20 protein-coding genes are annotated in these 23,978 nt (G+C 35.5%); 15 read left to right on the top strand and 5 right to left on the bottom strand.

Going from position 1 to position 23,978, the window contains the following annotated elements:
* Positions 1-4 precede the first annotated feature (4 nt).
* Genes QMO11_RS07455 through QMO11_RS07465 form a run of 3 tightly spaced genes read left to right on the top strand, consistent with a single transcriptional unit; the run spans position 5 to position 3,241 of the window.
* Positions 5-937, top strand: a complete 933-nt coding sequence (locus QMO11_RS07455; protein WP_282036718.1) for a glycosyltransferase family 2 protein — start codon at positions 5-7, stop codon at positions 935-937.
* On the top strand, positions 938-2,968 hold the full coding sequence (locus QMO11_RS07460) for a tetratricopeptide repeat protein (RefSeq protein WP_282036719.1): 2,031 nt from the start codon (positions 938-940) through the stop codon (positions 2,966-2,968).
* Between the two features lie 18 nt (positions 2,969-2,986).
* Complete coding sequence (locus tag QMO11_RS07465; RefSeq protein WP_282036720.1) at positions 2,987-3,241, top strand: hypothetical protein; 255 nt, start codon at positions 2,987-2,989, stop codon at positions 3,239-3,241.
* A 98-nt stretch (positions 3,242-3,339) separates the two neighbouring features.
* Here the strand turns inward: QMO11_RS07465 and QMO11_RS07470 are convergent, their stop codons facing one another.
* Positions 3,340-7,236, bottom strand: coding sequence for a VPS10 domain-containing protein (locus QMO11_RS07470; protein ID WP_282036721.1), 3,897 nt, complete (start codon positions 7,234-7,236; stop codon positions 3,340-3,342).
* 509 nt (positions 7,237-7,745) lie between these two features.
* On the opposite strand from QMO11_RS07470, the gene QMO11_RS07475 reads away from it, so the two are divergent.
* The 4 genes from QMO11_RS07475 to QMO11_RS07490 all read left to right on the top strand — a co-directional run bounded on the left by QMO11_RS07475 (position 7,746) and on the right by QMO11_RS07490 (position 11,630).
* A complete protein-coding gene (locus QMO11_RS07475) occupies positions 7,746-9,056 on the top strand; it encodes an aspartate kinase (RefSeq protein WP_282036722.1) in 1,311 nt (436 codons plus the stop codon).
* A 12-nt stretch (positions 9,057-9,068) separates the two neighbouring features.
* Positions 9,069-10,220: a diaminopimelate decarboxylase gene (gene lysA, locus QMO11_RS07480; RefSeq protein ID WP_075603472.1), complete on the top strand. Its 1,152-nt coding sequence runs from the start codon at positions 9,069-9,071 to the stop codon at positions 10,218-10,220.
* Positions 10,221-10,293: 73 nt separating this feature from the next.
* Positions 10,294-11,142: a hypothetical protein gene (locus tag QMO11_RS07485; RefSeq protein ID WP_282036723.1), complete on the top strand. Its 849-nt coding sequence runs from the start codon at positions 10,294-10,296 to the stop codon at positions 11,140-11,142.
* A gap of 260 nt (positions 11,143-11,402) precedes the next feature.
* The gene (locus QMO11_RS07490; protein WP_282036724.1) at positions 11,403-11,630 is read left to right on the top strand and encodes a hypothetical protein; all 228 of its coding nucleotides are present in this window, start codon (positions 11,403-11,405) and stop codon (positions 11,628-11,630) included.
* Between the two features lie 56 nt (positions 11,631-11,686).
* On the opposite strand, the gene QMO11_RS07495 is transcribed toward QMO11_RS07490, so the two are convergent.
* Together QMO11_RS07495 and QMO11_RS07500 are read right to left on the bottom strand one after the other, a co-directional pair.
* Positions 11,687-12,775 carry an SGNH/GDSL hydrolase family protein gene (locus tag QMO11_RS07495; RefSeq protein WP_282036725.1) on the bottom strand — a complete coding sequence of 363 codons (1,089 nt, stop codon included), beginning with the start codon at positions 12,773-12,775 and terminating at the stop codon, positions 11,687-11,689.
* A 7-nt stretch (positions 12,776-12,782) separates the two neighbouring features.
* A complete protein-coding gene (locus tag QMO11_RS07500) occupies positions 12,783-13,133 on the bottom strand; it encodes a Dabb family protein (RefSeq protein ID WP_282036726.1) in 351 nt (116 codons plus the stop codon).
* An 82-nt stretch (positions 13,134-13,215) separates the two neighbouring features.
* Here QMO11_RS07500 and QMO11_RS07505 point away from each other — a divergent pair, with 82 nt between their 5' ends.
* Complete coding sequence (locus QMO11_RS07505) at positions 13,216-13,938, top strand: 3'-5' exonuclease (RefSeq protein ID WP_282036727.1); 723 nt, start codon at positions 13,216-13,218, stop codon at positions 13,936-13,938.
* Between the two features lie 256 nt (positions 13,939-14,194).
* Here QMO11_RS07505 and QMO11_RS07510 read toward each other — a convergent pair whose 3' ends face one another.
* A complete protein-coding gene (locus QMO11_RS07510; RefSeq protein WP_282036728.1) occupies positions 14,195-15,004 on the bottom strand; it encodes an alpha/beta fold hydrolase in 810 nt (269 codons plus the stop codon).
* Positions 15,005-15,721, bottom strand: a complete 717-nt coding sequence (locus QMO11_RS07515) for a pyridoxine 5'-phosphate synthase (protein WP_075603466.1) — start codon at positions 15,719-15,721, stop codon at positions 15,005-15,007.
* Positions 15,722-15,886: 165 nt separating this feature from the next.
* Here QMO11_RS07515 and QMO11_RS07520 point away from each other — a divergent pair, with 165 nt between their 5' ends.
* From QMO11_RS07520 to QMO11_RS07550, 7 genes are all read left to right on the top strand, one after another.
* A complete protein-coding gene (locus QMO11_RS07520; RefSeq protein WP_282036729.1) occupies positions 15,887-16,552 on the top strand; it encodes a CBS domain-containing protein in 666 nt (221 codons plus the stop codon).
* 115 nt (positions 16,553-16,667) lie between these two features.
* Positions 16,668-18,008 (top strand): BamA/TamA family outer membrane protein, encoded by a 1,341-nt coding sequence (locus QMO11_RS07525; protein ID WP_282036730.1) that lies wholly within the window; start codon positions 16,668-16,670, stop codon positions 18,006-18,008.
* Positions 18,009-18,116: 108 nt separating this feature from the next.
* Positions 18,117-18,998, top strand: coding sequence for an NAD kinase (locus tag QMO11_RS07530; protein WP_282036731.1), 882 nt, complete (start codon positions 18,117-18,119; stop codon positions 18,996-18,998).
* Between the two features lie 235 nt (positions 18,999-19,233).
* Entirely contained in the window at positions 19,234-20,004 is a 771-nt protein-coding gene (gene porG / locus QMO11_RS07535; protein WP_282036732.1) for a type IX secretion system protein PorG, read from the top strand.
* Positions 20,005-20,019: 15 nt separating this feature from the next.
* Positions 20,020-20,757, top strand: a complete 738-nt coding sequence (gene uppS / locus QMO11_RS07540) for an undecaprenyl pyrophosphate synthase (RefSeq protein ID WP_282036733.1) — start codon at positions 20,020-20,022, stop codon at positions 20,755-20,757.
* Positions 20,758-20,785: 28 nt separating this feature from the next.
* Positions 20,786-23,392: a BamA/OMP85 family outer membrane protein gene (locus QMO11_RS07545; protein ID WP_282036734.1), complete on the top strand. Its 2,607-nt coding sequence runs from the start codon at positions 20,786-20,788 to the stop codon at positions 23,390-23,392.
* 55 nt (positions 23,393-23,447) lie between these two features.
* On the top strand, positions 23,448-23,960 hold the full coding sequence (locus QMO11_RS07550) for an OmpH/Skp family outer membrane protein (RefSeq protein WP_075603460.1): 513 nt from the start codon (positions 23,448-23,450) through the stop codon (positions 23,958-23,960).
* Positions 23,961-23,978 lie beyond the last annotated feature (18 nt).

Raw genomic sequence — 23,978 nt, forward strand, 5'->3', positions numbered from 1 at the left:
AAATATGATCTCAGTAGTAATACCCATATATAACGAGGAGTCGTTAATTGGTGAGTTGGTAAGCCAAACGGTTTCTGCTTTAGAAGCCACAGGCTCCGATTTTGAGTTGCTGTTTGTAAACGATGGCTCAAAGGACAATAGTATGGGTATGCTCTTGAATCATCAGAAATCAGATCACCGAATTAAGGTGATAAATTTATCACGCAATTTTGGTCATCAGGCAGCTTATACGGCAGGTATCGATTATATGCAGGGCGATTATTTGGTATTGATGGATGGCGATTTGCAAGATCCGCCACGATTAATACCCGAGATGTATCAAATGCTACAGTCGGGAGAATTTGATGTGGTAAGCGGCTACAGAAAAGCGAATGCATCTAATAAATCGCGAAACGTGGCTACCTGGTTGTTTCACCGTTTGTTTAGTAAGGTGAGTGAACTTGAGGATGTGGAGCACATTGGCAATTTTTCAATGATGAATAAGGCTGCTGCCGATGCACTAAAATCATTAAAAGAGAAAACGCGCTATTTACCAGGCTTACGTCATTTTATTGGCTTTAGAACCACAACCATATCTTATCAGCGCGATCAGCGCGAGGTGGGCGATTCTAAAATGAGTACATGGAATCTGATTAGTTTGGCTTTTGATGCTATTTTCTCCTTTTCGAAACTGCCCGTTCGGTTTTGTTTAATAATGGGAATGCTTGGTATTGTAGTTTCCTTTTTGGCAGGTATTTATATTTTAGCTTCTAAGTTCTTGGGTTTATCTCCTTTGGGATGGTCATCAACCTTAACTAGTATTTTCTTTTTTGGTTCCATTCAATTGCTCTTCCTCGGGGTTTTGGGAGAGTATGTTTTCCGTATTTATCGCGAAACGCAAAATAGGCCTATTTATTTGGTTCGTGAGTTTCATAGTAAAGCCAAAGTTGATAAGTAAATGAGCAGCTATACTTATAAAAAATATATACTGTTTGCCCTGTTGGCGTTGCTATTTATTGCTTTGCCCATACTTAGCACCAATGCGGGTATTTCGGGTGATGAGCAAGTGCATTTAAAACAAGCCGAAACGGTAATTGATTATTACACAAGTTTTGGTGAGGATAGAACTGCACTGCAAACCCCTGTGACTAACTTAAAATATTACGGACAGTCATTTGATAACCTCACTACTCTGTTGGCTCAATTATTTGGCGTTGAAGATATTTATGTATTCCGTCATATTTGCAATGCTATGCTTGGTTTTTTGTGCATATTATTTGTGGCCTTACTAGCTCTTGAAATGGGTGGGTATAATGCAGCTATTTTTGCTGTAATTTTAATGGCGGCCTCGGCTCGTTTTATCGGGCATTCTTACAATAATTTAAAAGATATTCCTTTCGCCTTAGGTTATATAGCTTCTATTTATTACATGTTCAAGTTGAAACGATCTATCCATTCCCCATCGCGTAAGCATATTATAGGATTAGTGCTAAGCATGGCTTTTATATTAAGTATTAGAGCAGGTGGCTTATTGGTGTTTTGTTACTTTTTTCTTTTTAGTGGCATCCTTTTATTATATCAGTATAAAAAGAGAGCCCTTACTTCAAAAGAATTACTCACTTATGGGATGTATGTTTTTGTAATTGCAGCTGCAGCCTATTTTATAGCCTTGTTATTTTGGCCTTTTGCCCTCGAAAATCCATTGGCAAATGTGCTAAAATCCATGAAAATGATGTCGCATTACCCGGTAATTCTCCGTCAGTTATTTGAAGGTAAGCTATTCTGGAGCGATCAATTACCGTGGTACTATATTCCAAAGTTTATGGCCATTACCATTCCATTGGTCATTTTTCCATTGCTGCTGCTATTTTTTGTATCCTTAATTAAAGGCCAAAAGAGCTTCGATACACTATTTCCTAAACTGGTGTTGTTGTTCTCGGTAGTATTTCCGTTGTTGTATTTATTTGCAACCAATGCCAATGTTTACGGAGGATGGCGACACTTTTTGTTTATTTATCCATTATTGGCAGTAATGGCTTCTTTGGGTTTAGTCTATGTCGTAGAGAGAATAAAAAAGACTGCTTTTAAAGGAGTAATTGCTCTAGTATTTGTAGTGTGTTTATTGCCTTCAGTGCTGTTTATGATTCGGAACCATCCTTTGGAGTATACCTACTTTAATAGCTTGGCAGGGCCCTATAAATCTTTAACCAACCAATACGAAATTGATTATTACTACCACAGTGTGGGAGAGGCTTCTAGTTGGTTGAGATTGCATTTGGAGAATAACGAGGATGGTAAGGTTAAGATTGCTTCAAACTACGATATTCATAATTATTTTGATAATTGTAAGCAGGTAGAATCCTTTATATATACACCCTATTATAAAAGGGGCAATAAAGATTGGGATTATGGTGTTTTTTACCGTACCACCATTGATCCATCCCAAACCAACCTGAAAATATGGCCCCCAATGGGGACTATAAAATCTATAAAAACAGAAGGAGTGCCTGTTTGTGTGATCGTAAAACGCCAAAGTAAGGATGATTTTTATGGCAAACAGAATTACGAAGCGGAAAGGTATGCCGCCGCTATAGCATTTCTGCAGAATGCAACGCATTTGAATCCGGCAAACGAAATAGCGTGGATTAACCTAGGTAAATCGTATTTAAAATTAGATAGTTTATCAGAGGCAAAACATGCCTTTAGGCAGTGCTTAAATGTGTTACCCAATTATGAGCCGAGTTATTATTATTTGGCGCAAATTGAGTGTGTTGAAGGAAATGAAAAAAAGGCCATTAAGTATTATAAAAAGATATTAAAGAATAACCCAAAGAGCTATCAAACCTACTTATCGTGGGCACAATTAAATGCGCATCAAGGTAAAAATATTGAGGCATTAAGTCTGCTTGATGAATGTTTAGTTCATAATACTAATTATAGGCCTGCACTTGAATTACGAAAGGAAATAATTGAAAAAATAAATAACTAATAAATTAAATTATAGATTATGAAAAAGTTAGTATCAAAATTAATGTTAGCCACTTTTAGTGTACTTATGTTAGCCGGAGGAAGCGCTTTTGCACAAGATCATGATGCAGTTACCGATTCGCTTTCTATTGATGATATGGCTCCAGTATTATATGATGAGAGTGCGTATGATGATGAGGAGGAGGGAAGTTCAAACGGTGTAGTAATAGGTATTGTAATTGCTGTGGTTGCTATTGGAGGTATTGCGGTTGTTGCCAAAAAGAAAAAGAAATAAGCTACATTAGAATAACGGTAATAGTTCTTAAAATAAAAGCCTCACTTACGCAAGATGTAAGTGAGGCTTTGTGTTTTATTATTTATTGGTCAACAACTTTAGTTGGTGATAATAAGCTTTTTTGAAGTAATATATTTTTCAGCCTGAACTCTAATTATATAAGTTCCTGTTGGTAGCTGATTTGTATTGATATCGGTTGTTTTGTTATATGCATTTTGCATTAGTATTACTTGACCTGCTAAAGTGTAAATTTTAACATTGTCGATTGGTGCTTTCTCAGAAACAATATGCACAGAACGACCTATTTTAGCCGGGTTAGGGAATATTGAAATAGCATTGTTCTGCTCCTTATCCTTAACTGAGGTTTCATCGCCATCAATAACTAAATAAACGAAGTCTGAGTATATACCGTCTTCAGAGCTAACCCATATTTTAACAGCCCCCTTTTTAATTCCTGTTACTAATCCATCTTCATCAACAACAGCAACAGAAGGGTTGTCAGAGATGTATTGTAATGTTCCTAAGTTTTCGGTTGTTGTAACATCAATTTGGAGTGTCTCTTCTGTATTCAATGTTCCTGTACCTGGACTTGCTGTAATCTTTCTTAAATCATCACCATCTGTAACTGTTCCTCGGTAAAAGCCACTACCCATAACAGCTACCCACATTAAACTAGGATCGTGTAAATCGAATTCAACTTGCATGATATTATCTGGTTGACCCATTACATGGTTGTTTTTACTCCATGTTTTACCTCGGTCAAAACTCATGAAAATACCAGGGTTTTTGGTTAATTCTCCCATCGAGAATGTAAGTACATTTCTGTTGAATGGAGATACATCAAAGAATTCAACATACGGGGCATCAAATATTTGGATCCATGTTGTACCATAATCATCACTATAGAATAATCCACCGTTATTTACATTGGCTTCTCGGCGTCCAGCACTTACATACATTCTTCCAGAATAATCAAAAGTTACACTATTGATACCTTCAAGATTACTAGCTACCTCGATCTCTGTCCAGGTTTCACCTCTATCTGTAGAGTGGTATAAACCTCCATTTTCTTTTCTTTCCTTATTCCAAGGAGCAGCTGCAAAAAGCGAAGCTCTTGTATCGTCGCGAGGGTCAAACTCAATATCGTGTACCCACACTTTATCAGGCATACCACTATTGCTAGGGTCAAAAGTTTTTCCACCATCAGTTGATTTATGGAAACCACCTTCTTTGTCTTTATCAGGGCCATCGGTACCACTTCCGCCACCAGAACCTGCAACTTCGGTAACACCAAAATACATGTTATCAGGATTGATAGGGTCGATACGAATCATGTTGGTACGCATCCATTCACTAGCAAGTGTTGCACGTCCCCAATCTTCAAACGATTCTCCGGCATCGGTACTCTTATAAATTCTATCCAAATCATGCTGACGCATTGAAGTTGTATACACTGTATTTTCATCCCAAGGGTGAGTTACTACTGAAAATACACTCTCGTGTGAACTAGGTAAAAACTGAGCAGCTTGTTTTCCATCAACACCATCATTGGTCGATTTCCATAAGTGATGCTCACCCGATCCGAAATAAGCAACGCCTTCGCCCAAGCGTTTATCTTGCCATAAACATTGTCCCGGAAGGTTACTATTTCCATTGCCCATAATGTTACCTGATGCAGTATAAGTTTCATCAACCTGTTTAAATGTGACTCCTTTATCTGTGCTTAAAAATGTGTTATGAGCATACAATAACATGATGTCGCCATTAACCGGACTAACAGAACAGTAACGTAGTGAACGTAATGGGTAATTTTGGCTCCATTGTTGGTTGAACAAAGCATGACCTTCCTCCATATTATCATTGTACGGGTTATTTCTGGTCTCCCAGTATTCCTTGTCTGCCTCCCATGCAGGAGCGTAGTCACGTGCAATATTTATCCATGAGGTGCCTCCGTTTGTAGTTTGCCATAGGCGACCCGGGGTAAACGAGAACTGTGTTTGAGCTTGATAGAAACCAACATATAGTACGTCTTCCTGACTTTGGTCTACATTAAGAGAGTTAAAATATTGTATTGCAGCAGTTGGTTTAATTGGGTAGGTGCTTTGTGCAGCCGTAGTGGAGATTCCAAACCATTTTGCAATATATTGATAATAGTTGTTTGGCACACCTCCTGTTAATTTATTGATGTTTAGACCTAAATTACCGTTAATATTAGTCCAAGTTTCCCCATTGTCAGTTGATTTAAAAATACCACCATCACACTTGGTAGTTTGTCCATCTGGGTAATATCTTACCTGATCGGCAACATATAATATAAATTTGCCTGAGGTTGCATTGTAATAATAATCCATATCCATAATGGTACCATTATCCAACTGACCATCGCTTATGTTCGTCCAGTTAGCACCACCATCAGTACTTTTGTATAAACCAATTTGAGAACCTGCAAATACAAGTTGATTATTTTCAGGATGAATAATAATACGAGAGAATTGTGCTTTGTCATCTAAACCCGTAGATACTTCAGTCCATGTTTCACCAGCATTCGTAGTTTTCCATATTTTACCTTGCCAGGTTCCACTATCCCAAGTGTTTTCATTTCCTGTTGGGTTGGCTCCATTTGCCTGAGTTATACAACTCCAAAGTTGTTGTTGTCCTCTGCAAAAATTTCCTTCACCTACATACCATGTGTTATCATCTGTTGGGTCTAAGCCTACAGCAGAAACTTTTCTGTGCCACGAGCGTGTCTCGTCTCTATCACTGTTATTTGTATACCAAGGACAGTTTTTTACGTTATCCCATGTTTTGCCCATATCATTGCTTGTAAATAAGCGAGCACACTCAATCCCGATACCAAAATTTTCATCTTTTGTTGAGTAAAACATATCGTATAAACGTGAGAACATAGGGCTCTCGTCGTAATTTCTTACCGTGTACCAACTTGTACCATTATCTTCGGTTTGGTAGGTGTTGTGCATATCTGGCGATGTCATACAATGGCCAGCACGTGTTGGGTGATAACGTAAAAAGTTAACAAAACCAGAATTTCCAGGGCCAAATTGTTTCCAATTTACATCGTTATCAGAATCAACACTTTGCGTTTTGATCATATCCATATACACATCGTAAAACCTTACCGTAGTAAAGCTCCAAACATCACCAGTGTGTGTTGTATTATCTGATTCAATCTCGTCAACTCTCCAATAATAAGTAGTTTCGTACTCTAATTCATTAGTTGGCGTAAACTGTAGCGAGGTAATATCAGTTGCTACTTCTTGTAGGTCATTTATGTCATCACCAAAATACACATTACGCTTTACCGCAGTAACTCCAGCTTGCCAGCTTAAGGTTGGAATTACAGAAACCTTTTCGCTTTCATCAGCAGGGCTAGGAGCCCAAGCTTTTTTAGTTTCTATTTTTTTTATTAAGGATACATCATCTATGTGATAGAATGCTGATGCATCTTTATCCATAAATGGAACTTGTATATATGGTGTAAATGCATCAACCACATCAGTTGTTACAAATTCTACACTTAATAAAACAAAACCATCTTTAGCCGCTGCATCAATTGCAATGCTTACATCCTTAATAATGGTTTGAGCATTGCTTTCCTGGGTACCATTTTTTAGGGTAAGATTAAAATTTGTACTTGATCTGTCCAAGTCTGTTTTGTAATAAAACGAGAAAGTGTAAGTTGAGTTGGCTTCCAATGATGGGTAAGCCTGACACCTAAATGACGGAATAGCATGGGTCTCATATTCAGTGTTAATAATTTTAAGAGATCGTACTCCTGAATTCTTTGTTTCCGTATCAACTTCAAAACCAATTTGCGGCCATGCACGCCACAGGGGCCAATAGCTTGAATAGTTATAGCGATCTTTAATGCTGCCAGAAACAGTACCTTCTTCAAAACTTGGATCTGGAATCAAATTAGTTGCTTCAATGTTAGCAAGTGCAATAAAACTGAGTATTGCAAAAAGTAAGTATTTCATCATATGTTCTTTTGTAAAAATCAGATTCTAAAAATAGGTCAGGTTAGCATCATTGTTAGGCAGAAATTAGGACTCGTTTGGGGGGGTGAATTCCAAATATTGGTTTTTTAAATGCATTATGTTCTGTAGGTACTATTATCTATAGAGCTTGCCATTCATGGATGTTTTTTATTTGTCTTTATTTTCAATTAAAATGGCAAAAAATACTATTGTGAATTATTAAACTGTATATAATAATATAGACTAAATTATTACATCTACTTGCACGAGTAATTTAGGTTTATTCCATTTGTCGTGATTATGAATAATATTCCAACATGTGTTAAATATTTAACAATTTGTGATATTCTTGTTTTTATTATTTCCTTTTATAGATATTAAAAAAGAATCTCTTAGTTTTGTATCAATTAATTAAGTTTGATTATAATGAAATCATTGGGACATAAAATGAACTTAGGTGTAAATAAGTTGCCAATTTGTTTTTGTCTTAATTCTAATGTCTAATAAATATGAAAGTTTTAAAGTTTGGAGGTACATCTGTAGGGTCAGCCGCACGAATGAAAGAAGTAGCCTCTTTAGTTTGTGATGGAAGTTTGAAAGTAGTTGTTTTAAGTGCAATGAGTGGCACAACAAACAGCCTTGTTGAAATTGCAAATTACTTGTATAAAAAGAATAACGACGGAGCCAATGAAGTAATTTCGGGTTTAATACAAAAGTATTACGAAGAAATTGAATTGCTATACACCAAGGAAGAAACCAAGGCAAAGGCTAAGGAATTGGTAAACTCTCATTTTGATTATATAAAAAGCTTTACCATTGATATGTTCACTGCTCACGAAGAGAAAGCTATTTTAGCTCAAGGTGAATTGTTATCAACAGCAATGTTTCATTATTATTTAGCAGAGCAAGGAGAGAAGTCGGCATTATTGCCAGCGCTTGATTTCATGCGTATTGATAAGAATCAAGAACCTGATTCTGCTTATATCAAAGAGAATATTCAAAAAGAATTAGAAAAAGCAGGAGAGGCAGAAATATATATTACACAAGGTTTTATTTCTCGAAACGCTTTTGGAGAAATAGATAATTTGCAACGTGGCGGTAGTGATTATACTGCTAGTTTGGTTGGAGCAGCTCTTAATGCTACTGAAATTCAAATTTGGACAGATATTGATGGGATGCACAATAATGACCCTCGTTTTGTAGAGGGAACGTATTCTATTACCAACTTATCGTTTGATGAGGCTGCAGAGTTGGCCTATTTTGGAGCGAAAATATTGCATCCTACATGTGTTTTACCTGCCAAGGTAAACAATATCCCCGTTCGATTGCTCAATACAATGGAACCTGAAGCACCGGGTACATTAATTTCATCGCAACAGCAGAAAGGACGTATTACAGCCATTGCTGCAAAGGATAATATTACTGTAATTAAAATTAAGTCGGGACGTATGTTATTAGCATACGGTTTCTTGCGTAAGGTGTTTGAAATATTTGAAAGTTATAAAACGCCTATTGATATGATATCAACGTCAGAGGTGGGTGTATCTATAACTATTGATGATGATAAACATGTACATGAAATAGTTGACGACTTAAAGAAGTTTGGAACGGTTGATGTATGTACAGACCAGGTTATCGTTTGTATTGTTGGCGATTTAGTAAGTGATACAAAAGGTCATGCCAATAAAATATTTGAGGCATTAAAAGAAATTCCTATTCGTATGATCTCATATGGAGGAAGTAACTTTAATGTTTCTGTAGTTATCGAGAGTCAATTTAAAAAAGAGGCACTTAATGTGCTAAATAACAATTTGTTTTAATAGCAGAAGAGAATGAGCATGTTTCCGTTAAATAAACTGCAAGAGATAGAAACTCCTTTTTATTATTATAATATGGATTTGTTGGATGATACCCTCAGAACCATTAAAAAGGAATCGGAAAAATACAATTACCATATTCATTACGCGGTAAAAGCTAATGCCAATCAGCGTATACTTAAAACCATTAATTCGTTCGGATTTGGTGCTGACTGTGTAAGTGGGAATGAGGTTGCCGCTTCTATAGAGGCAGGATTTACTTCAGATAGAGTAGTGTTTGCAGGTGTTGGTAAATCAGATAAGGAAATTAATATTGGCTTAAATAATAATATTGGTTGCTTTAATGTGGAGTCGATTCCTGAGCTAGAAGTAATTAATGAATTAGCTGAGAAAGCAGGTAAAGTTGCAGGTATTGCTTTAAGGATAAATCCTAATGTTAAAGCAAATACACACCATTATATTACCACAGGTTTAGAGGAGAATAAATTCGGAATTTATATTTGGGATCTTGAAAAAGTAATGGCCAAATTTAAAGACCTTAAGAATGTTGAGTTTAAAGGAATTCATTTTCACATTGGGTCTCAAATTCAGGATTTAGAATCGTTTAAACAATTGTGTGTTCGTGTAAACGAGCTACAAGAATGGTTTGAGCAGAATCGTTATTTCCCGCAGATTATTAATGTGGGTGGAGGATTAGGTATTGACTACGAAAAGCCAGTGGAAAACCCAATTCCTGATTTTAAAGCATTCTTTAAAGTGTTCGGTGATTTCTTAGAGCTTAAGGAAGGACAAGAAGTTCACTTTGAATTAGGCCGCTCAGTTGTTGCGCAGTGCGGAACTTTAATGAGTAAAGTTATTTATGTGAAAGAAGGTGTAAATACTTCATTTGCTATTGTTGATGCAGGTATGAGCGATTTAATTCGTCCGGCTTTGTATCAAGCTTATCACAAAATAGATAATCTTACTTCATTGGGTGCTGATCAGAAGTACGACGTGGTGGGTCCTATTTGTGAGTCATCCGATTGTTTCGGTAAGGCTGTTACTCTACCAGAAACCAAACGTGGTGATTTAATTGCCATTCGTTCAGCGGGTGCTTATGGCGAAGTAATGGCAAATCAGTATAACTTACGCGAGCTGCCACAAGCTATTTACTCTTCGGATTTATAAAATAAATCAATTATATTGCAAAGCCTTCAGTTTACTGAGGGCTTTTTTTGTTTGAATCAGTTACCCTAATCTAATGTTTAAAATAACCGTTTCGTTACTAATTGTTTGTGCAATTGGTTTTAATGTATCAGCCCAGAGTAAATTAAAAACCTCTAAAGATCAAGTAGAACAAGGATCCCAGTCATCATCCTCGCAATCACCTATAGTTTACGAACAGCATTCAGGCGGTTCTGGCTCAAGTTTCTTTGATGAGGAGTATTCCGATAATTTTTTTGCCGATCTATTTGTAAAAGCTGTGGCAGGTGTAGTTTATGTGAGTACCGTTGGCTTATACGGTAAGGAATATCATTTACATAATAGCATTACTACATACCCTTATGTAGATTTTAAAACGGGTAATTATATTAGTGCCATTGCCGGTTCTGATTTAGTACAAAAGGTTCGTATTGATATTCACAATTCATTTTTTGCAAATACAGAATCTATATATGGTAACCATCTGAATGTAAAGTTTCGTCCCACTAAGTATTTATATATAAAGGCCGATTATCGCGAGCTACTCGAAGTTTTACCTGATCGAGGCAATGAGCATCTTTCTCTTTTTCATGCAACATTGGCATATGATCGTATTCGTTTTCCAATATTTAATTTAGGGTATTCCTTAGGGGCTGATTATATTGCTTCAGGTGTTAATAAATGGGGCTTTACTTATGGTTTTAATTTAGAGAGTTTTGCAATCAATAATGTGAGTATATATTCAGAGTTTTTATGGAGTAAAATAAATACTCAAAATGTAAATACAATAGAATTGAGGGCAAGCTACCATATTAAAAGGTGGAAATTCTCATTAAGTTATGAGCATCTTCGTATTGCAAATCCACAATATAACCTCTTCTCGTGTGGTTTTGGAGTGTATTTGTAGGTAGTTCTAATAAAAATGCAAATATTTTTTTCTTTTAGTTTCTATCATTCGCCTAGTTTTTATTGAGGTGACAACTTCTTAAAGTTTGTTATTTTTTTAAGTAGCTATGCTGTAAATGTAGTTAGATGATGTAGAATAATATATTTTCTAACTCATACCCTAAGTGTGATTTTAATGTGTTGTATAGCAGTGTATTGTAAAGTATCTTAGGTACGGGATTTGCGTAACATCATATCAGAAAATAATTAATAAGCACAGGTATGAAAAAGTTATTATTAGCATTAGCTGTTTTAGGAATGACAGCTGTAAGTGTTGAAGCAAAAACAAACACACGTCCAAGAGCAAAAGCTGCAAAAGCTCCAAGTACCGAGGTAGCAAAAACTGAATCTGATTCAAAATTGTACAAAACTTCCAAAACAAGAGTTATGTGGAAGTCTGCACACGGTAACATGTGGGTTGATAGACATTCTGTTAGAAAACTAAACTAAGTTAGAATCTACGCTAATTAAAATCCTCAATACAAATTGAGGATTTTTTTTGTATATTATTTCCAAGCTAAAGTATCTTCAATAAAAGTAATTAAGCTTTCTGCCATTATTTTATTATCATCAGCTCTAGGGTGCCCCTTTTTATTAGTGTATTTAAAAAAGTGCGTATAAATGGCCTTGTCATTTAACGAAGCCACAGCCGATTTAATATAACCCGGCCACTCACTACCTTCTTTTGTGGCATCCATACTTCCAAGGGCACATATTATAGGAGTATTCGGATATTCCGCTCTTACTAAAGCAACAAAATCGGCGTAAGCCTTAATAATTTCTTGTGGGCTTGGAGCAGTATCGCCAAAACGTCGGATAAATTCAGGGTAATTCTTTTGTTTTACAATCCAACTATCGTTCTGCATTAAATTAATTACCACCAAATGAGGGGTTGCCTTCTTAAAATCCCAAATACTGGTTGAGTCGTAAGGATTTACTCTATTGTAAATCTCTGGCATAATATGCTCGTGCCAACTCACCATAATACCCGTTCCTTCGCGCACTGTTGCATGCATATCCGCATCAAAGTGTAGTGCCGTTAATGCAGCATAAGTCGCATAATTATTGGTGTAAGTACTGTCGGGCGAATCACCCCCAGTATTGTCGTTAATAGCATATCCCGAGGTAATACTATTGCCAAAAAACTCAATTAAGCGGCCCGAGTTAGCTGCGGTTTGTAATAACTCTCCATCTTCAATATAAAAACCCTTGAAAGCCGTTTTACCCGTTTTAAATTCATTTCGTTTAATAAGTTCAATGGTATGCGGAATGTTACCATCAAGCTTTTCTGCCAGTAAATAAGTTTTACTGCCCTTATCCAGCTTTAGCGGATAAACAGAATCTTTATCAATAACTACATTAAAATAGTTTAAACCTTTTTCATCCACTAAAGTGGCCGAAACAGAAGTACCTGTAAATTGAATTTCAATTTCGCTTGCACTCCAAAATATTTCGGGTGCATTGGCATCTGAAAAATCAATTCTACCAACATATTTAATCAGAGGGTTACTTGGTTCTATACTTATATTATTGTTTTGCTTGCATCCAATAATCAGCGCAAACAAAACAATAACGAAGAGCTGTCTAGTCATCATATTTAGCTTATAATTGGTAGTCAACGCAAGCTCTGCTTTCGGCAAAAGGTTTAATAATATCAGTAACAATAGCTACATGTAAAGGGTGTTTTGCATAAACATCCATTGCCTCCATTGATTCAAAAGTAGTTTCAAGCGCAAAATCAAAACTCTCGTTTTCGTTACAGTTAATTCCCACAATAATGGTTTTTAGTTCGCTTATCTTTCCTAGCAAACCTTCTAATGCCATTTTAATTTCGTTTAATTTATCAGCTTTAGCCTCGGCTGATTCAAAATCCTTAAGTTTAAATAGTACTACGTGTTTAATCATGTTATCAATTTCATAGGTAAATATTGTTGCAAATATAGAATATTTCATCGCGTAAGTAGCAAATTTATCAAAGGTCTATTCGCCTCAAATTGCAATTCAATTGTTATATTTATCATTCAAAAACTCAATTATGCTAAACAATTTAAAGCCCGAGAATATCCTGTTTATCGATATTGAAACTGTTCCGCAACACGCCAATTATAGCGATGTGCCCGAAACATTTCAAAAGCTATGGGATAAAAAAGCCGAATTCTTCTTAAAGGAAGAACAAACTCCTGCCGATATTTATCAGCGTGCTGGTATATATGCCGAGTTCGGAAAAATAGTTTGCATTTCAGCCGGCATCATACACTGGGTAAAAGGCGAAATGCATTTTAAAGTAAAAAGTTTTGCTAGCCACGATGAAAAGCAATTACTCATTGAATTCTCAAATATGCTCGAAGGTTTTATGCAAAAAAACTTTGATAACAATTTGTGTGGGCACAATGCTAAAGAATTCGACTTTCCATTCATTGCGCGTCGCATGCTCATCAATGGGCTAAAACTGCCGCAGTGCCTCGATATTGCAGGCAAAAAGCCTTGGGAAGTTAAGTTTATCGATACCCTCGATCTTTGGAAATTTGGCGATTATAAACACTATACCTCGCTTAGTCTTTTAACGGCCATTTTTAACATTCCAACACCCAAAGATGATATCGACGGTAGTCAAGTAGCTAGCGTGTATTATAAAGATAACGATTTGGATAGAATTGCCATTTATTGCGAAAAAGATGTGCTTGCCACAGCCCAATTGCTTCTGCGCCTCATGGGCAAACCCTTAATTGAAGACGATTACGTTCAGCGCTCAATTTAACCATGTTTGTTATAATTGGGGCGCTTTATCCAGCTATTCGCTCTAGCCTTTTTTGTTTTTTGCAAGCATTACTAAGCGGTGCGTGTGCTCCTAAAGTCGCATCCGCCAGCTAAGTTCTGCTAAGCAAAAACAACAAAGGGCTGCCGCTGCTATCTGGGCGCATTGGCATAAACTATGTTTTCTGTAAAAAACTGCACTTTTGTAATCGCCGATTGCAGCTATGCAATAGGGTATTTCACTTTTGCATCAGCAAAAATTAATCAATAAAATACAGCAATGTTTTCAAAAATAACTCCGGTTGTTCAGCATGTAACCAATGTCCTGCGTTAGGAATAGTGGCAGTTTGTGCCGATGGAAATAAGTTTCTAACCAACTGTAAATCCTCCTCAAGAATATAGGGCGATTTTTCGCCATTAATAAAAGCCACGGTTTTGTTAAAATCAAACTCCTTGTAGTTCTTATCAGAGAATCCATCCATTATCAGCTCCAAATTTTCGGCCAATACTTTAATGTTTAATTTCCACATTAAAGTACCATCTGCATTTCGAGTGATGTTTTTTAACAAGAATGAACGCACCATTGTATTGGTTATTTTTGGAGCTAAATACTTATCAACAGCACTGCGACTTTTGTATTCATCGGGTTTAACCGATAAAAGAGCGTCAATTATATTTTGATGATCGTTGGTTATTTTGGCATAATTACTAAAGTTGCCATACGATTTTGGAGCAATATCAAGCACCACCAATTTATCCACTAACTCAGGATATTTTAGCGCTAAAGTCATTGCTGTTTTTCCTCCCATCGAGTGTCCAATAATGGTAGCCGTATCCAAATTCTCATCAAGCATTAGTTGCTTAATATCATCGGCCATTACATCATAGTTCATCTCCTCGGTATGTGGCGACTGACCATGATTACGTTGGTCAACAATATAAACTCTAAACCTGTCCTGAAGCTGTTTGGCAATAGTGAGCCAATTATCCGAAGCACCATAAAGTCCATGGATAATTATAAGTGGAGCCCCATTTTCGCCTAACTTACGATAAAATAACTGAACCGACATTTACTTTACTAATTGTGCCTTGTAGGCTTTAACAGTTTCTTCTAAACCAATGTATAAAGCATCGCAAATAAGCGCATGGCCAATAGATACTTCATCTAAAAACGGAATGTTTTCAGAAAAGAATTTTAAGTTCTCTAAACTTAAATCGTGCCCAGCATTAATACCCAACCCAAGTTTGTGTGCCAAATTAGCCGCCTCAACAAAAGGTGCTACTGCAGCTTCTTTGTTATTGGGATAATCAGTTGCATAAGGTTCTGTATATAATTCAATTCTATCGGTGCCTGTTTCAACAGCGTTCTCAATATTTTTTAAATCGGTATCAATAAATATTGAAGTTCTTACACCCGCTTCTTTAAATTCAGCAATAATATCTTGCAATAAACTTTTATTAGCAATGGTATCCCAACCAGCATTTGAGGTTAAGGCTTCAGGAGGGTCGGGAACTAATGTTACCTGATGAGCATTTACACTTTTTACTAAATCAATAAATTCTCTGTTAGGGTAACCCTCAATATTAAATTCCGTTTTTATAATCGGAGAAATATCTCTTACATCCTGATATCTAATATGTCGCTCATCTGGTCGAGGATGAACAGTTACACCATCGGCGCCAAAAAGTTGAACGTCAGTAGCTGCTTTTACCACATTTGGCATTACTCCACCTCTTGAATTTCGAAGAGTGGCAATCTTATTTATGTTTACGCTTAATTTTGTCATTAATCACTGTTAATCATGATACTCAGTTCATTAATCTAAAACTACTAAATAAACCTATATATATCTTGGTTGTTTAGTTATATGAAAGTAAATTTAAGCTGAGTCTCGTTTAAAAATAGAGGCTTTAATTAATCGCAAAGGTAAGAGTATTTTTATAAGTAATATATGTTAGCAAAGGATTTAATATCAGATTTAATACCAGCATTGAAAACTTCAGATACAGGTTTGGATGCCCTTAATTGGATGGAAGTATTTAGGGTGTCGCATCTTCCTATTGTTAACAATACTGAGTTTTTAGGCTTAATAGCTGATACCGATATCTTTGATTTAAATAAACCCGATCAAGCCTTAGGAAATCATCAACTTTCACTAACGTTTCCTTATGTTTATGATAATCAACACATATATAGTGTTATTGAGTTGGCATCAAGGCTTCAGTTAACTGGGGTTCCCGTTTTATCAAGGGATAAGGAGTATTTGGGTATGATTACCCAATCTGATTTACTGAAGGAATTTGCCAGTTTAATTGATGCTCATGCACCAGGTGGAATCATTGAACTTGAAGTTCCAGTTCATGATTATTCCATTTCAGAAATTGCAAGAATAATTGAAGATGCAGAAGCTAAGGTGCTAAGTTTTTATGTAAATCAACACGAAAGTGAATCACTTTTAAAAATAACCATTAAGCTGAACCGTGAAGATATCTCTCCCGTTTTAAATGCCTTTGATCGGTACGAGTATACTGTTTTGGCTTCTTATTCTGAGTATAATGCAGTAGACGAAGTTATCAAGAAAAATTATGATGCCTTATTGAGGTATTTAAATGTTTAGTTATGCCTAATATATTTTGTTAAAATGTTTTATTACAAATAAACCGGAGTTCATATTATTGTTTTTTCTATTATTTTATGGTGCCTTTTCATCTGCAAAAGGTAAAGACAGTATTATGGAAATTGACCTCACCGAGGCCAAGGATACTCTTGTTGTAACAAAAATATTTCTTTCGGGTAACGAAAAAACAAAGGCTAAAATAATTTATAACGAACTACTCTTTCATATTGGCGATTCTATTGTAAAGGAGGACCTGCATAATCAAATCCTTCAATCAAAGAACAACTTAAACAATACTTCTCTCTTTAACTTTGTGTATATCAATTATTGGCTTACCGATGAAGAACAGCTTTACATGGATATTAAAGTTGATGAACGATGGTATTTGTGGGCATTGCCAATTTTAGAACAAGGGGATAGGAATCTAAGTACCTTTTTTAAGACTGGGGATTGGTCAAGAATTAATTATGGCTTGTATCTTAAAAAGGAAAATTTTAGGGGTATGAACGAAATTGTTCGCTTTAAAATTAGACTGGGTTTTCTAAATGAATTTGATTTGTCATACGAGTCAGCAGATTACAATTACAAATTAGGGTGGGGAGCTATGCTTAGGTATCGTGCCAATGCACAAGTATCTTATAATACATTAAATAATGTTGATAATGTAATAAAAGTAGAAAGTGGCTTTGCTCAGCAGGAAAGCTTAGTGAATGTACTTTTTAAATATAGAAGCAATCATGTAAATCGTCATAGTGTTAATATTGGCTATAACGCCATACACATTGCTGATACAGTTGCTAAATTAAACCCCGACTATTTGCTTGATGGAAATACTTCACTTGAATTTTTAAGTTTAAAGTATAGTTACAGTATCGACTATAGAGATTCTAAGGTTTTTCCATTGCGCGGAAATCTATTAAGGGCAAGTGCTTTAAAAAGTGGGTTTGGTATTTTTACCAGTACCTATAACGATTTAGCATTACAGCTTGAATATCTCCAGTTTGGTAATATTCATAAACGGTTTTACTATGGATGGCAGTTTGGTAGTAAATATGGTTCATCAAAAGACAATCCATTTGTTTTTAATAAGGGTTTAGGGACCAGTGAGTTTTTAAATGGATATGAGTATAATGTAATACGCGGAACAAGCTATGCTTACTCAAAGCAAAAAGTAATTTTTGAGTTAGTGCCAACCCAAACCGCGAACCTGAAATTTATACCATTAAAGCAGTTTTCGAAACTACATTATGCCTTTTACCTTCGTACTTTCTTCGATACAGGATATGTATATGATGCTAATCAAGATCCAAGTAACTTTATGAGTAATACATTTTTATATAGTTATGGATTGGGTATTGATATGGTCACTTATTACGATAGAGTATTGAGTGTAAACTATGCCATAAATAAATTTGGACAAAGTGGTTTTTATATTCACGTCAATATGTCTTTATAATTCATACGCAATTACAATGTGCTGCTTTGCGATATAATATGATTTATTACTTTGATGAAATAAATCTACTTTCTACATTTGCGATATATTATTAAGGTAAACTGAATTATGCGTATAGCCATCTTTGGTAAACAATTTTCACCTAGTTTTCTTCCACACTGTTTGTTTCTATGCAATGAACTTCGCTCGCGTGGGGCTGAAATTATTATCTATAGTGATTTCTACGACTTCATACAGAGTCTAGATTCTGATGCTATTAAGGTTGATGGTACCTTTAATTCTCGTGCAGAATTATCTGATATCAATGTGTTTATTAGTGTTGGTGGCGATGGTACATTCTTAGAAGCTGTAACTTTAGTTCGTGATGCTTCCATTCCAATATTAGGCATAAATAGTGGGCGCCTTGGGTTTCTTGCGGATGTGGCAAAAGAAGAAATTGAGAGTGCTTTGAGTTACATATTTTCAGGAAACTTAAAATATAAACAACTTGACTTATTGTGCCTTGAAACGGACGCCGGTTTATTTGGCGATTTAAACTTTGCCTTAAATGAATTAACAATTCAAAAGCGTGATAGTGCCTCAATGGTAACAATTCATACCTATTTAAATGGTGAGTTGTTAAATTCTTATTGGGCCGATGGGCTTATTATTGCAACGCCAACTGGCTCTACTGCATATTCGTTAAGTGTAGGTGGCCCTATTATTCATCCATCCTCTAAAAGTTTTATAATTAATCCTATAGCACCGCATAATTTAACTGTAAGGCCTATTATTGTGCCCAACGATATGCAAATAACACTCAAGGTTGAAGGTAGGGCTGATAAGTTTCTGGCATCACTAGATTCGCGAAGTGTTGTTTTTGAAGATTCAATTGAGCTTAGAGTAAAAAAGGCAGATTTTAGCATATCTGTTGTTGATTTGCCAGGGATAAGCTACAATCAGACTTTGAGAAACAAACTGATGTGGGGAGCAGATAAAAGAAATTACTAAGTATTGATACCTTTCATTACTAGGGGAGTTTTGTGGTATACTTCATAAAGCAAAAATATTAATACAATATTATTATACAATTAGGGTTATATCTATTATAACTATATAAGATTATTGCAATTAGTTAAAGTTAGGTTAAAGGCTAGTTTAAGGGCCAAAAATCAAGCTTTATAAAATTGAGTTTTGTATTAAAATATTACATTTGTACACTTTGTTAAAAACATTAAAGCAGAAAATGCAGAGTAACAGTATTGTAAATACATATAGAATAAATAAAGCATTATTAAGTGTTTCTGTATGTATCTGCATATTGGTGTTCCAATCAGGTTTCAATAAGCTTTATTCTCAAGATAGAATTGAGATTGGTGGTTTTGTAGGGGCTTCTTATTACTTAGGCGATTTAAACCCGAGTAAGCAGTTCAATAATTCTTCACTCGCATTGGGCGGAGTTGGTCGTTATGTAATTGATGATAGATATGCTGTAAAAGGATCGCTCACTATGGCAAGGTTAAAGGGGAGTTATCACGAAAATGATATAGTTTTTCCAGAGGGGAATGTGGAATATTCATTTGATAGACCGATTGGAGATGCAGCAATTCAATTAGAGTTTAATTTTTTGTCGTATGATCATTGGTTCGATAAAAATTCAAATTGGACACCCTATGTTTCAGTTGGCCTTGGAACTACTGCTTATAAAAGATTTGGTACAGAACCTGAAAATTACTCTGAGGAAACAGTTTTTATATTATCTTTGCCATTCGGAGCAGGGCTCAAGTATAAGTTAAATAATAGGTTTAGGGTAGGTTTAGAGTGGAGTTTTAGAAAAACTTTTGTGGATGACTTAGACGTAGTTGGACATAACTTACCTATTAATCCTAACGATCCATATGGGTTTGGTTCAAATAATGGAGTGCATAATAATGATTGGTACTCTTTTGCAGGAGTAATGGTAACTTATAGCATGTTTAAGCGTAAGGGCCAATGTAACGGAGGTTTTAAACGATAAGGCAAAGAAATTGATATGTCAGTAAAAGACGAACTGATAAAAAATAAATTACCCCAACATGTAGCCATCATTATGGATGGTAATGGTAGATGGGCCAAAAAGAAAGGGAATTCCCGTATGTTTGGTCATAAACATGGTGTTAAGGCGGTAAAAAGAGTTATAGAGGCAGGAGCAGAATTAGAATTAGGATATATAACTGTTTACGCATTTTCAACGGAAAATTGGAATAGGCCTAAATTAGAAGTTGATGCCCTAATGGCTTTGTTGGTATCTACAATTAGTGCCGAAACTGAAACATTGGTTAAAAACAATGTAAGGTTAAAGGTTATTGGAGGTGTTGATAATATGCCTAAAAAGGTGCAAAAGAAGTTACAAGAGTGTATTGAAAATACAGATCACTGTACCGGACTAACTTTAAATTTAGCATTAAACTATAGTTCAAGATGGGAAATTACGGAGGCTGTTAAGTCAATTGCTCAGTCTGTTAAGAGTAATGATTTAAATATTGATGAAATCGATGCGAACCTATTTTCATCACGATTAACAACTGGCGGTATTCCAGATCCTGAATTAATGATTAGAACAAGTGGAGAGTTGCGCTTAAGTAACTTTTTAATGTGGCAGCTAGCTTATGCAGAGTTATACTTTTGTGATGTGCTTTGGCCTGATTTCACAAAAGAAAATTTTTACGAAGCTTTATTCGACTATCAAAGTAGAGAAAGAAGGTTTGGCAAAACTAGTGAACAATTATAAATAACAATGATACATAGAGAGTATAGCAATGCTTAAACAAATAAAACTAATCTATATTTCCATATTATTATTTACCGCATTTAATATTCAGGCACAAAATGTCCCGAATATTAGCTACTCTGGTGCACCTCGCACATACGAAATAGCAGACATAAATGTTGAGGGAATACAGAACTATGATCCGAAAATATTGGTTAATCTTTCAGGGTTAGCGGTTGGTCAGAAGTTAAATATCCCAGGTGAAGAAATTTCAGAAGCAATACGGAAATATTGGGAACACGGACTTTTTTCGGACGTGAAGATTTTAGCTGATAAAACAGAGAAAGGGAAAATATGGCTTACGATCAAGTTGAGAGAAAGACCACGTTTATCTGACATCAACTATTATGGCTTAAAGAAATCAGAAATGGAAACTGTGGCTGAAAAGGTAGCCATGATGAAGGGTAATCAGGTAACACCATTCTTAATTACTAGATCGGAAAAATATATCGCAGATTATTTCGTAGCAAAAGGTTTCTATAACACCGAGGTACGTATTGTACAAAAGGATGATACAGCTAAAGTAAACCACGTTTATCTTGATATTACTGTTGATAAAAAGGAGAAAGTAAAAGTAAGAACTCTCGAATTTATTGGTAATGAGGTTATTTCTGACAGCAAGCTAAATAGGGCTATGAAGAAAACCAATGAGAAAGGTAAGATCCTTAACTTCTTTAGAACCAAGAAATTTATAGATGAGCAGTACCAAGAAGACTTAATTGCCGTAATTGACAAGTATAACGAATTAGGTTATCGTGATATGGTAATTGAATACGATTCAATTACAAGAAATGATGATAATACTGTTGATGTTAAAGTAAAAGTTGAGGAGGGTAACAAATATTACTTGGGAGATATTTCTTGGATAGGTAATAGTATATATCCTGGAGATTATTTGAGCGCCGTACTCCGTTTACAAAAAGGAGACGTATTCAATCAAAAGTTATTAGACGAGCGTTTATTTCAAGATGACGATGCTGTTCATAACTTATATATGAATAATGGTTACCTATTTTCAAATATTCAACCCATTGAGGTTCGCGTATATGGCGACACCATTGATTTGGAGATGAGAATATACGAAGGTAAGCAAGCTACTATTAATAATATTGTTATTAATGGTAATACAAAAACACACGAACATGTTGTGCGTCGTGAGATTAGAACTAAACCAGGACAGTTATTTAGTAAGTCTGAGTTAATTCGTACAATTAGAGAATTATCTCAATTGGGTCATTTCAATCCAGAAAATATTAATCCTGAGGTAAATCCAAATCCAGAAGATGGTACTGTAGATCTAGTATATAATCTAGAAGAGAAAGCAAATGACCAAATTGAGTTATCCGGAGGTTGGGGTGCAGGTATGTTTGTAGGATCTCTTGGTTTACGATTTACAAATTTTTCTGTGAGAAACTTCTTTAATAAAGAGGCTTGGAGACCACTACCAACAGGAGATGGACAAACCTTATCGCTTAGAGCACAAACTAATGGTAAATTTTTCCAATCATATAGTATCTCATTTACTGAGCCTTGGTTAGGTGGTAAAAAACCAAACTCATTAAGTGTATCTGCTTATCACTCAATTCAAAGTGGAGTTTCAAGTAGCTCAGGTTATAACAATCCATATTATAATAGTGGCCTAGGTGGAGGTTATGGTTATGGTGGTTATCCAAATTATATTTACGATCAGTCAGAAATTGATCAACATATGAAAACAACAGGAGTTTCTGTTGGATTTGGAAAACGTTTATCATGGCCTGATGATTGGTTCTCGGTTTATACAGAAGCAAGTTACCAAGTATATGATCTTAAGAACTGGCAGTATTTTATTATGGAAAATGGAATTTCCCAAAATCTCCATTTCAAAGTAATGTTATCTCGTAACTCTATTGATAATCCTTTATATACTCGTAGAGGTTCAACATTTAATATTGGAGTTGAGTTTACTCCGCCATGGTCAATGTTTGTCGACAAGGATTATGAAAAATTAAATGCGGATGCAACTTCAAGTGATTACGATACGCGAAGTGCAGCCCAAGAAGATTTATACCAATTAATCGAATATCATAAATGGACTACGCAAGGTTCCATTTTTACGCCACTCGATAAAGCAGAAAAACTGGTGATCATGGCCAAGTACGAAATGGGCTTCCTCGGATATTATAATAAAAATGTTCGATCCCCGTTTGAGAAGTTTACTTTAGGGGGTGATGGAATGTCTGGCTTTAATATGTATGGTAGTCAGGTTGTTGGACTAAGGGGTTACAGTAATAATTCATTAACTCCGTATAATCAATTTGGTCAGCAAGATGGTAATATCTATAATAAGATGACTTTTGAAATGCGTTATCCACTGACCTTACAACCTTCAGCTCAAGTATATGCATTGGCATTTCTTGAAGCAGGTAATGCCTGGAGTGAGTTCGATCAATATAGTCCCTTCGATCTGAAACGATCCGCCGGGGTTGGTGTTCGTATCTTCCTGCCAATCTTTGGGTTAATGGGTATTGACTGGGGGTATGGTTTCGACGATGTTTATGGAAATCCAAATGCCAATGGAAGTCAATTCCACTTTGTAATTGGGCAACAGTTCTAATTGTGGTTTGATTTTTGCAACGTAACCTTGTTTAATATGTTAAACTAAATAAAGTATGAAAAAAATATTCTTTTTTCTAGTTGTTCTTTTGTGTACTGTAAATATGTATGCACAGAAATATGCTTTTGTAGATACGGACTATATATTAAAAAATGTTCCTGCATTCGAAGCTGCCAATGAGCAATTAAATCAGGCATCTGAAAAATGGCAAAAAGAAATAGAAGCAATCTATAGTGAGGTAGAAACTATGTATAAGAACTACCAAACCGAAAGTGTTTTTTTATCTAATGAGATGAAAATCAAAAAGGAAGAGGAGATTGTTAATAAAGAAAAGTCAGCGAGGCTTTTACAAACAAAATATTTCGGACCAGAGGGTGAATTAGGTAAAAAGCGCGAAGCTTTAATAAAACCAATTCAAGATGATATTTACAATGCCATTAGAGAAATGGTAGAAGACAATAGTTACGCAGCCATCTTTGATAAAGCATCAGGTGGAGTTGTGCTATTCTCTGATCCAAAGTATGATAAGAGTGATGAGATTCTAAAGAAATTAGGATATAAAAATTAATATTAATCTGAAAATCAA

The sequence above is a fragment of the Saccharicrinis aurantiacus genome, assembly GCF_947489045.1.
Lineage (GTDB): Bacteria > Bacteroidota > Bacteroidia > Bacteroidales > Marinilabiliaceae > Saccharicrinis > Saccharicrinis aurantiacus.

Coding starts and splice junctions, on each gene's coding strand:
- QMO11_RS07455 (WP_282036718.1), top strand. CDS start 5: ATGATCTCAGTAGTAATACCCATATATAACGAGGAGTCGTTAATTGGT.
- QMO11_RS07460 (WP_282036719.1), top strand. CDS start 938: ATGAGCAGCTATACTTATAAAAAATATATACTGTTTGCCCTGTTGGCG.
- QMO11_RS07465 (WP_282036720.1), top strand. CDS start 2,987: ATGAAAAAGTTAGTATCAAAATTAATGTTAGCCACTTTTAGTGTACTT.
- QMO11_RS07470 (WP_282036721.1), bottom strand. CDS start 7,236: ATGAAATACTTACTTTTTGCAATACTCAGTTTTATTGCACTTGCTAAC.
- QMO11_RS07475 (WP_282036722.1), top strand. CDS start 7,746: ATGAAAGTTTTAAAGTTTGGAGGTACATCTGTAGGGTCAGCCGCACGA.
- lysA (WP_075603472.1), top strand. CDS start 9,069: ATGAGCATGTTTCCGTTAAATAAACTGCAAGAGATAGAAACTCCTTTT.
- QMO11_RS07485 (WP_282036723.1), top strand. CDS start 10,294: ATGTTTAAAATAACCGTTTCGTTACTAATTGTTTGTGCAATTGGTTTT.
- QMO11_RS07490 (WP_282036724.1), top strand. CDS start 11,403: ATGAAAAAGTTATTATTAGCATTAGCTGTTTTAGGAATGACAGCTGTA.
- QMO11_RS07495 (WP_282036725.1), bottom strand. CDS start 12,775: ATGATGACTAGACAGCTCTTCGTTATTGTTTTGTTTGCGCTGATTATT.
- QMO11_RS07500 (WP_282036726.1), bottom strand. CDS start 13,133: ATGAAATATTCTATATTTGCAACAATATTTACCTATGAAATTGATAAC.
- QMO11_RS07505 (WP_282036727.1), top strand. CDS start 13,216: ATGCTAAACAATTTAAAGCCCGAGAATATCCTGTTTATCGATATTGAA.
- QMO11_RS07510 (WP_282036728.1), bottom strand. CDS start 15,004: ATGTCGGTTCAGTTATTTTATCGTAAGTTAGGCGAAAATGGGGCTCCA.
- QMO11_RS07515 (WP_075603466.1), bottom strand. CDS start 15,721: ATGACAAAATTAAGCGTAAACATAAATAAGATTGCCACTCTTCGAAAT.
- QMO11_RS07520 (WP_282036729.1), top strand. CDS start 15,887: ATGTTAGCAAAGGATTTAATATCAGATTTAATACCAGCATTGAAAACT.
- QMO11_RS07525 (WP_282036730.1), top strand. CDS start 16,668: ATGGAAATTGACCTCACCGAGGCCAAGGATACTCTTGTTGTAACAAAA.
- QMO11_RS07530 (WP_282036731.1), top strand. CDS start 18,117: ATGCGTATAGCCATCTTTGGTAAACAATTTTCACCTAGTTTTCTTCCA.
- porG (WP_282036732.1), top strand. CDS start 19,234: ATGCAGAGTAACAGTATTGTAAATACATATAGAATAAATAAAGCATTA.
- uppS (WP_282036733.1), top strand. CDS start 20,020: ATGTCAGTAAAAGACGAACTGATAAAAAATAAATTACCCCAACATGTA.
- QMO11_RS07545 (WP_282036734.1), top strand. CDS start 20,786: ATGCTTAAACAAATAAAACTAATCTATATTTCCATATTATTATTTACC.
- QMO11_RS07550 (WP_075603460.1), top strand. CDS start 23,448: ATGAAAAAAATATTCTTTTTTCTAGTTGTTCTTTTGTGTACTGTAAAT.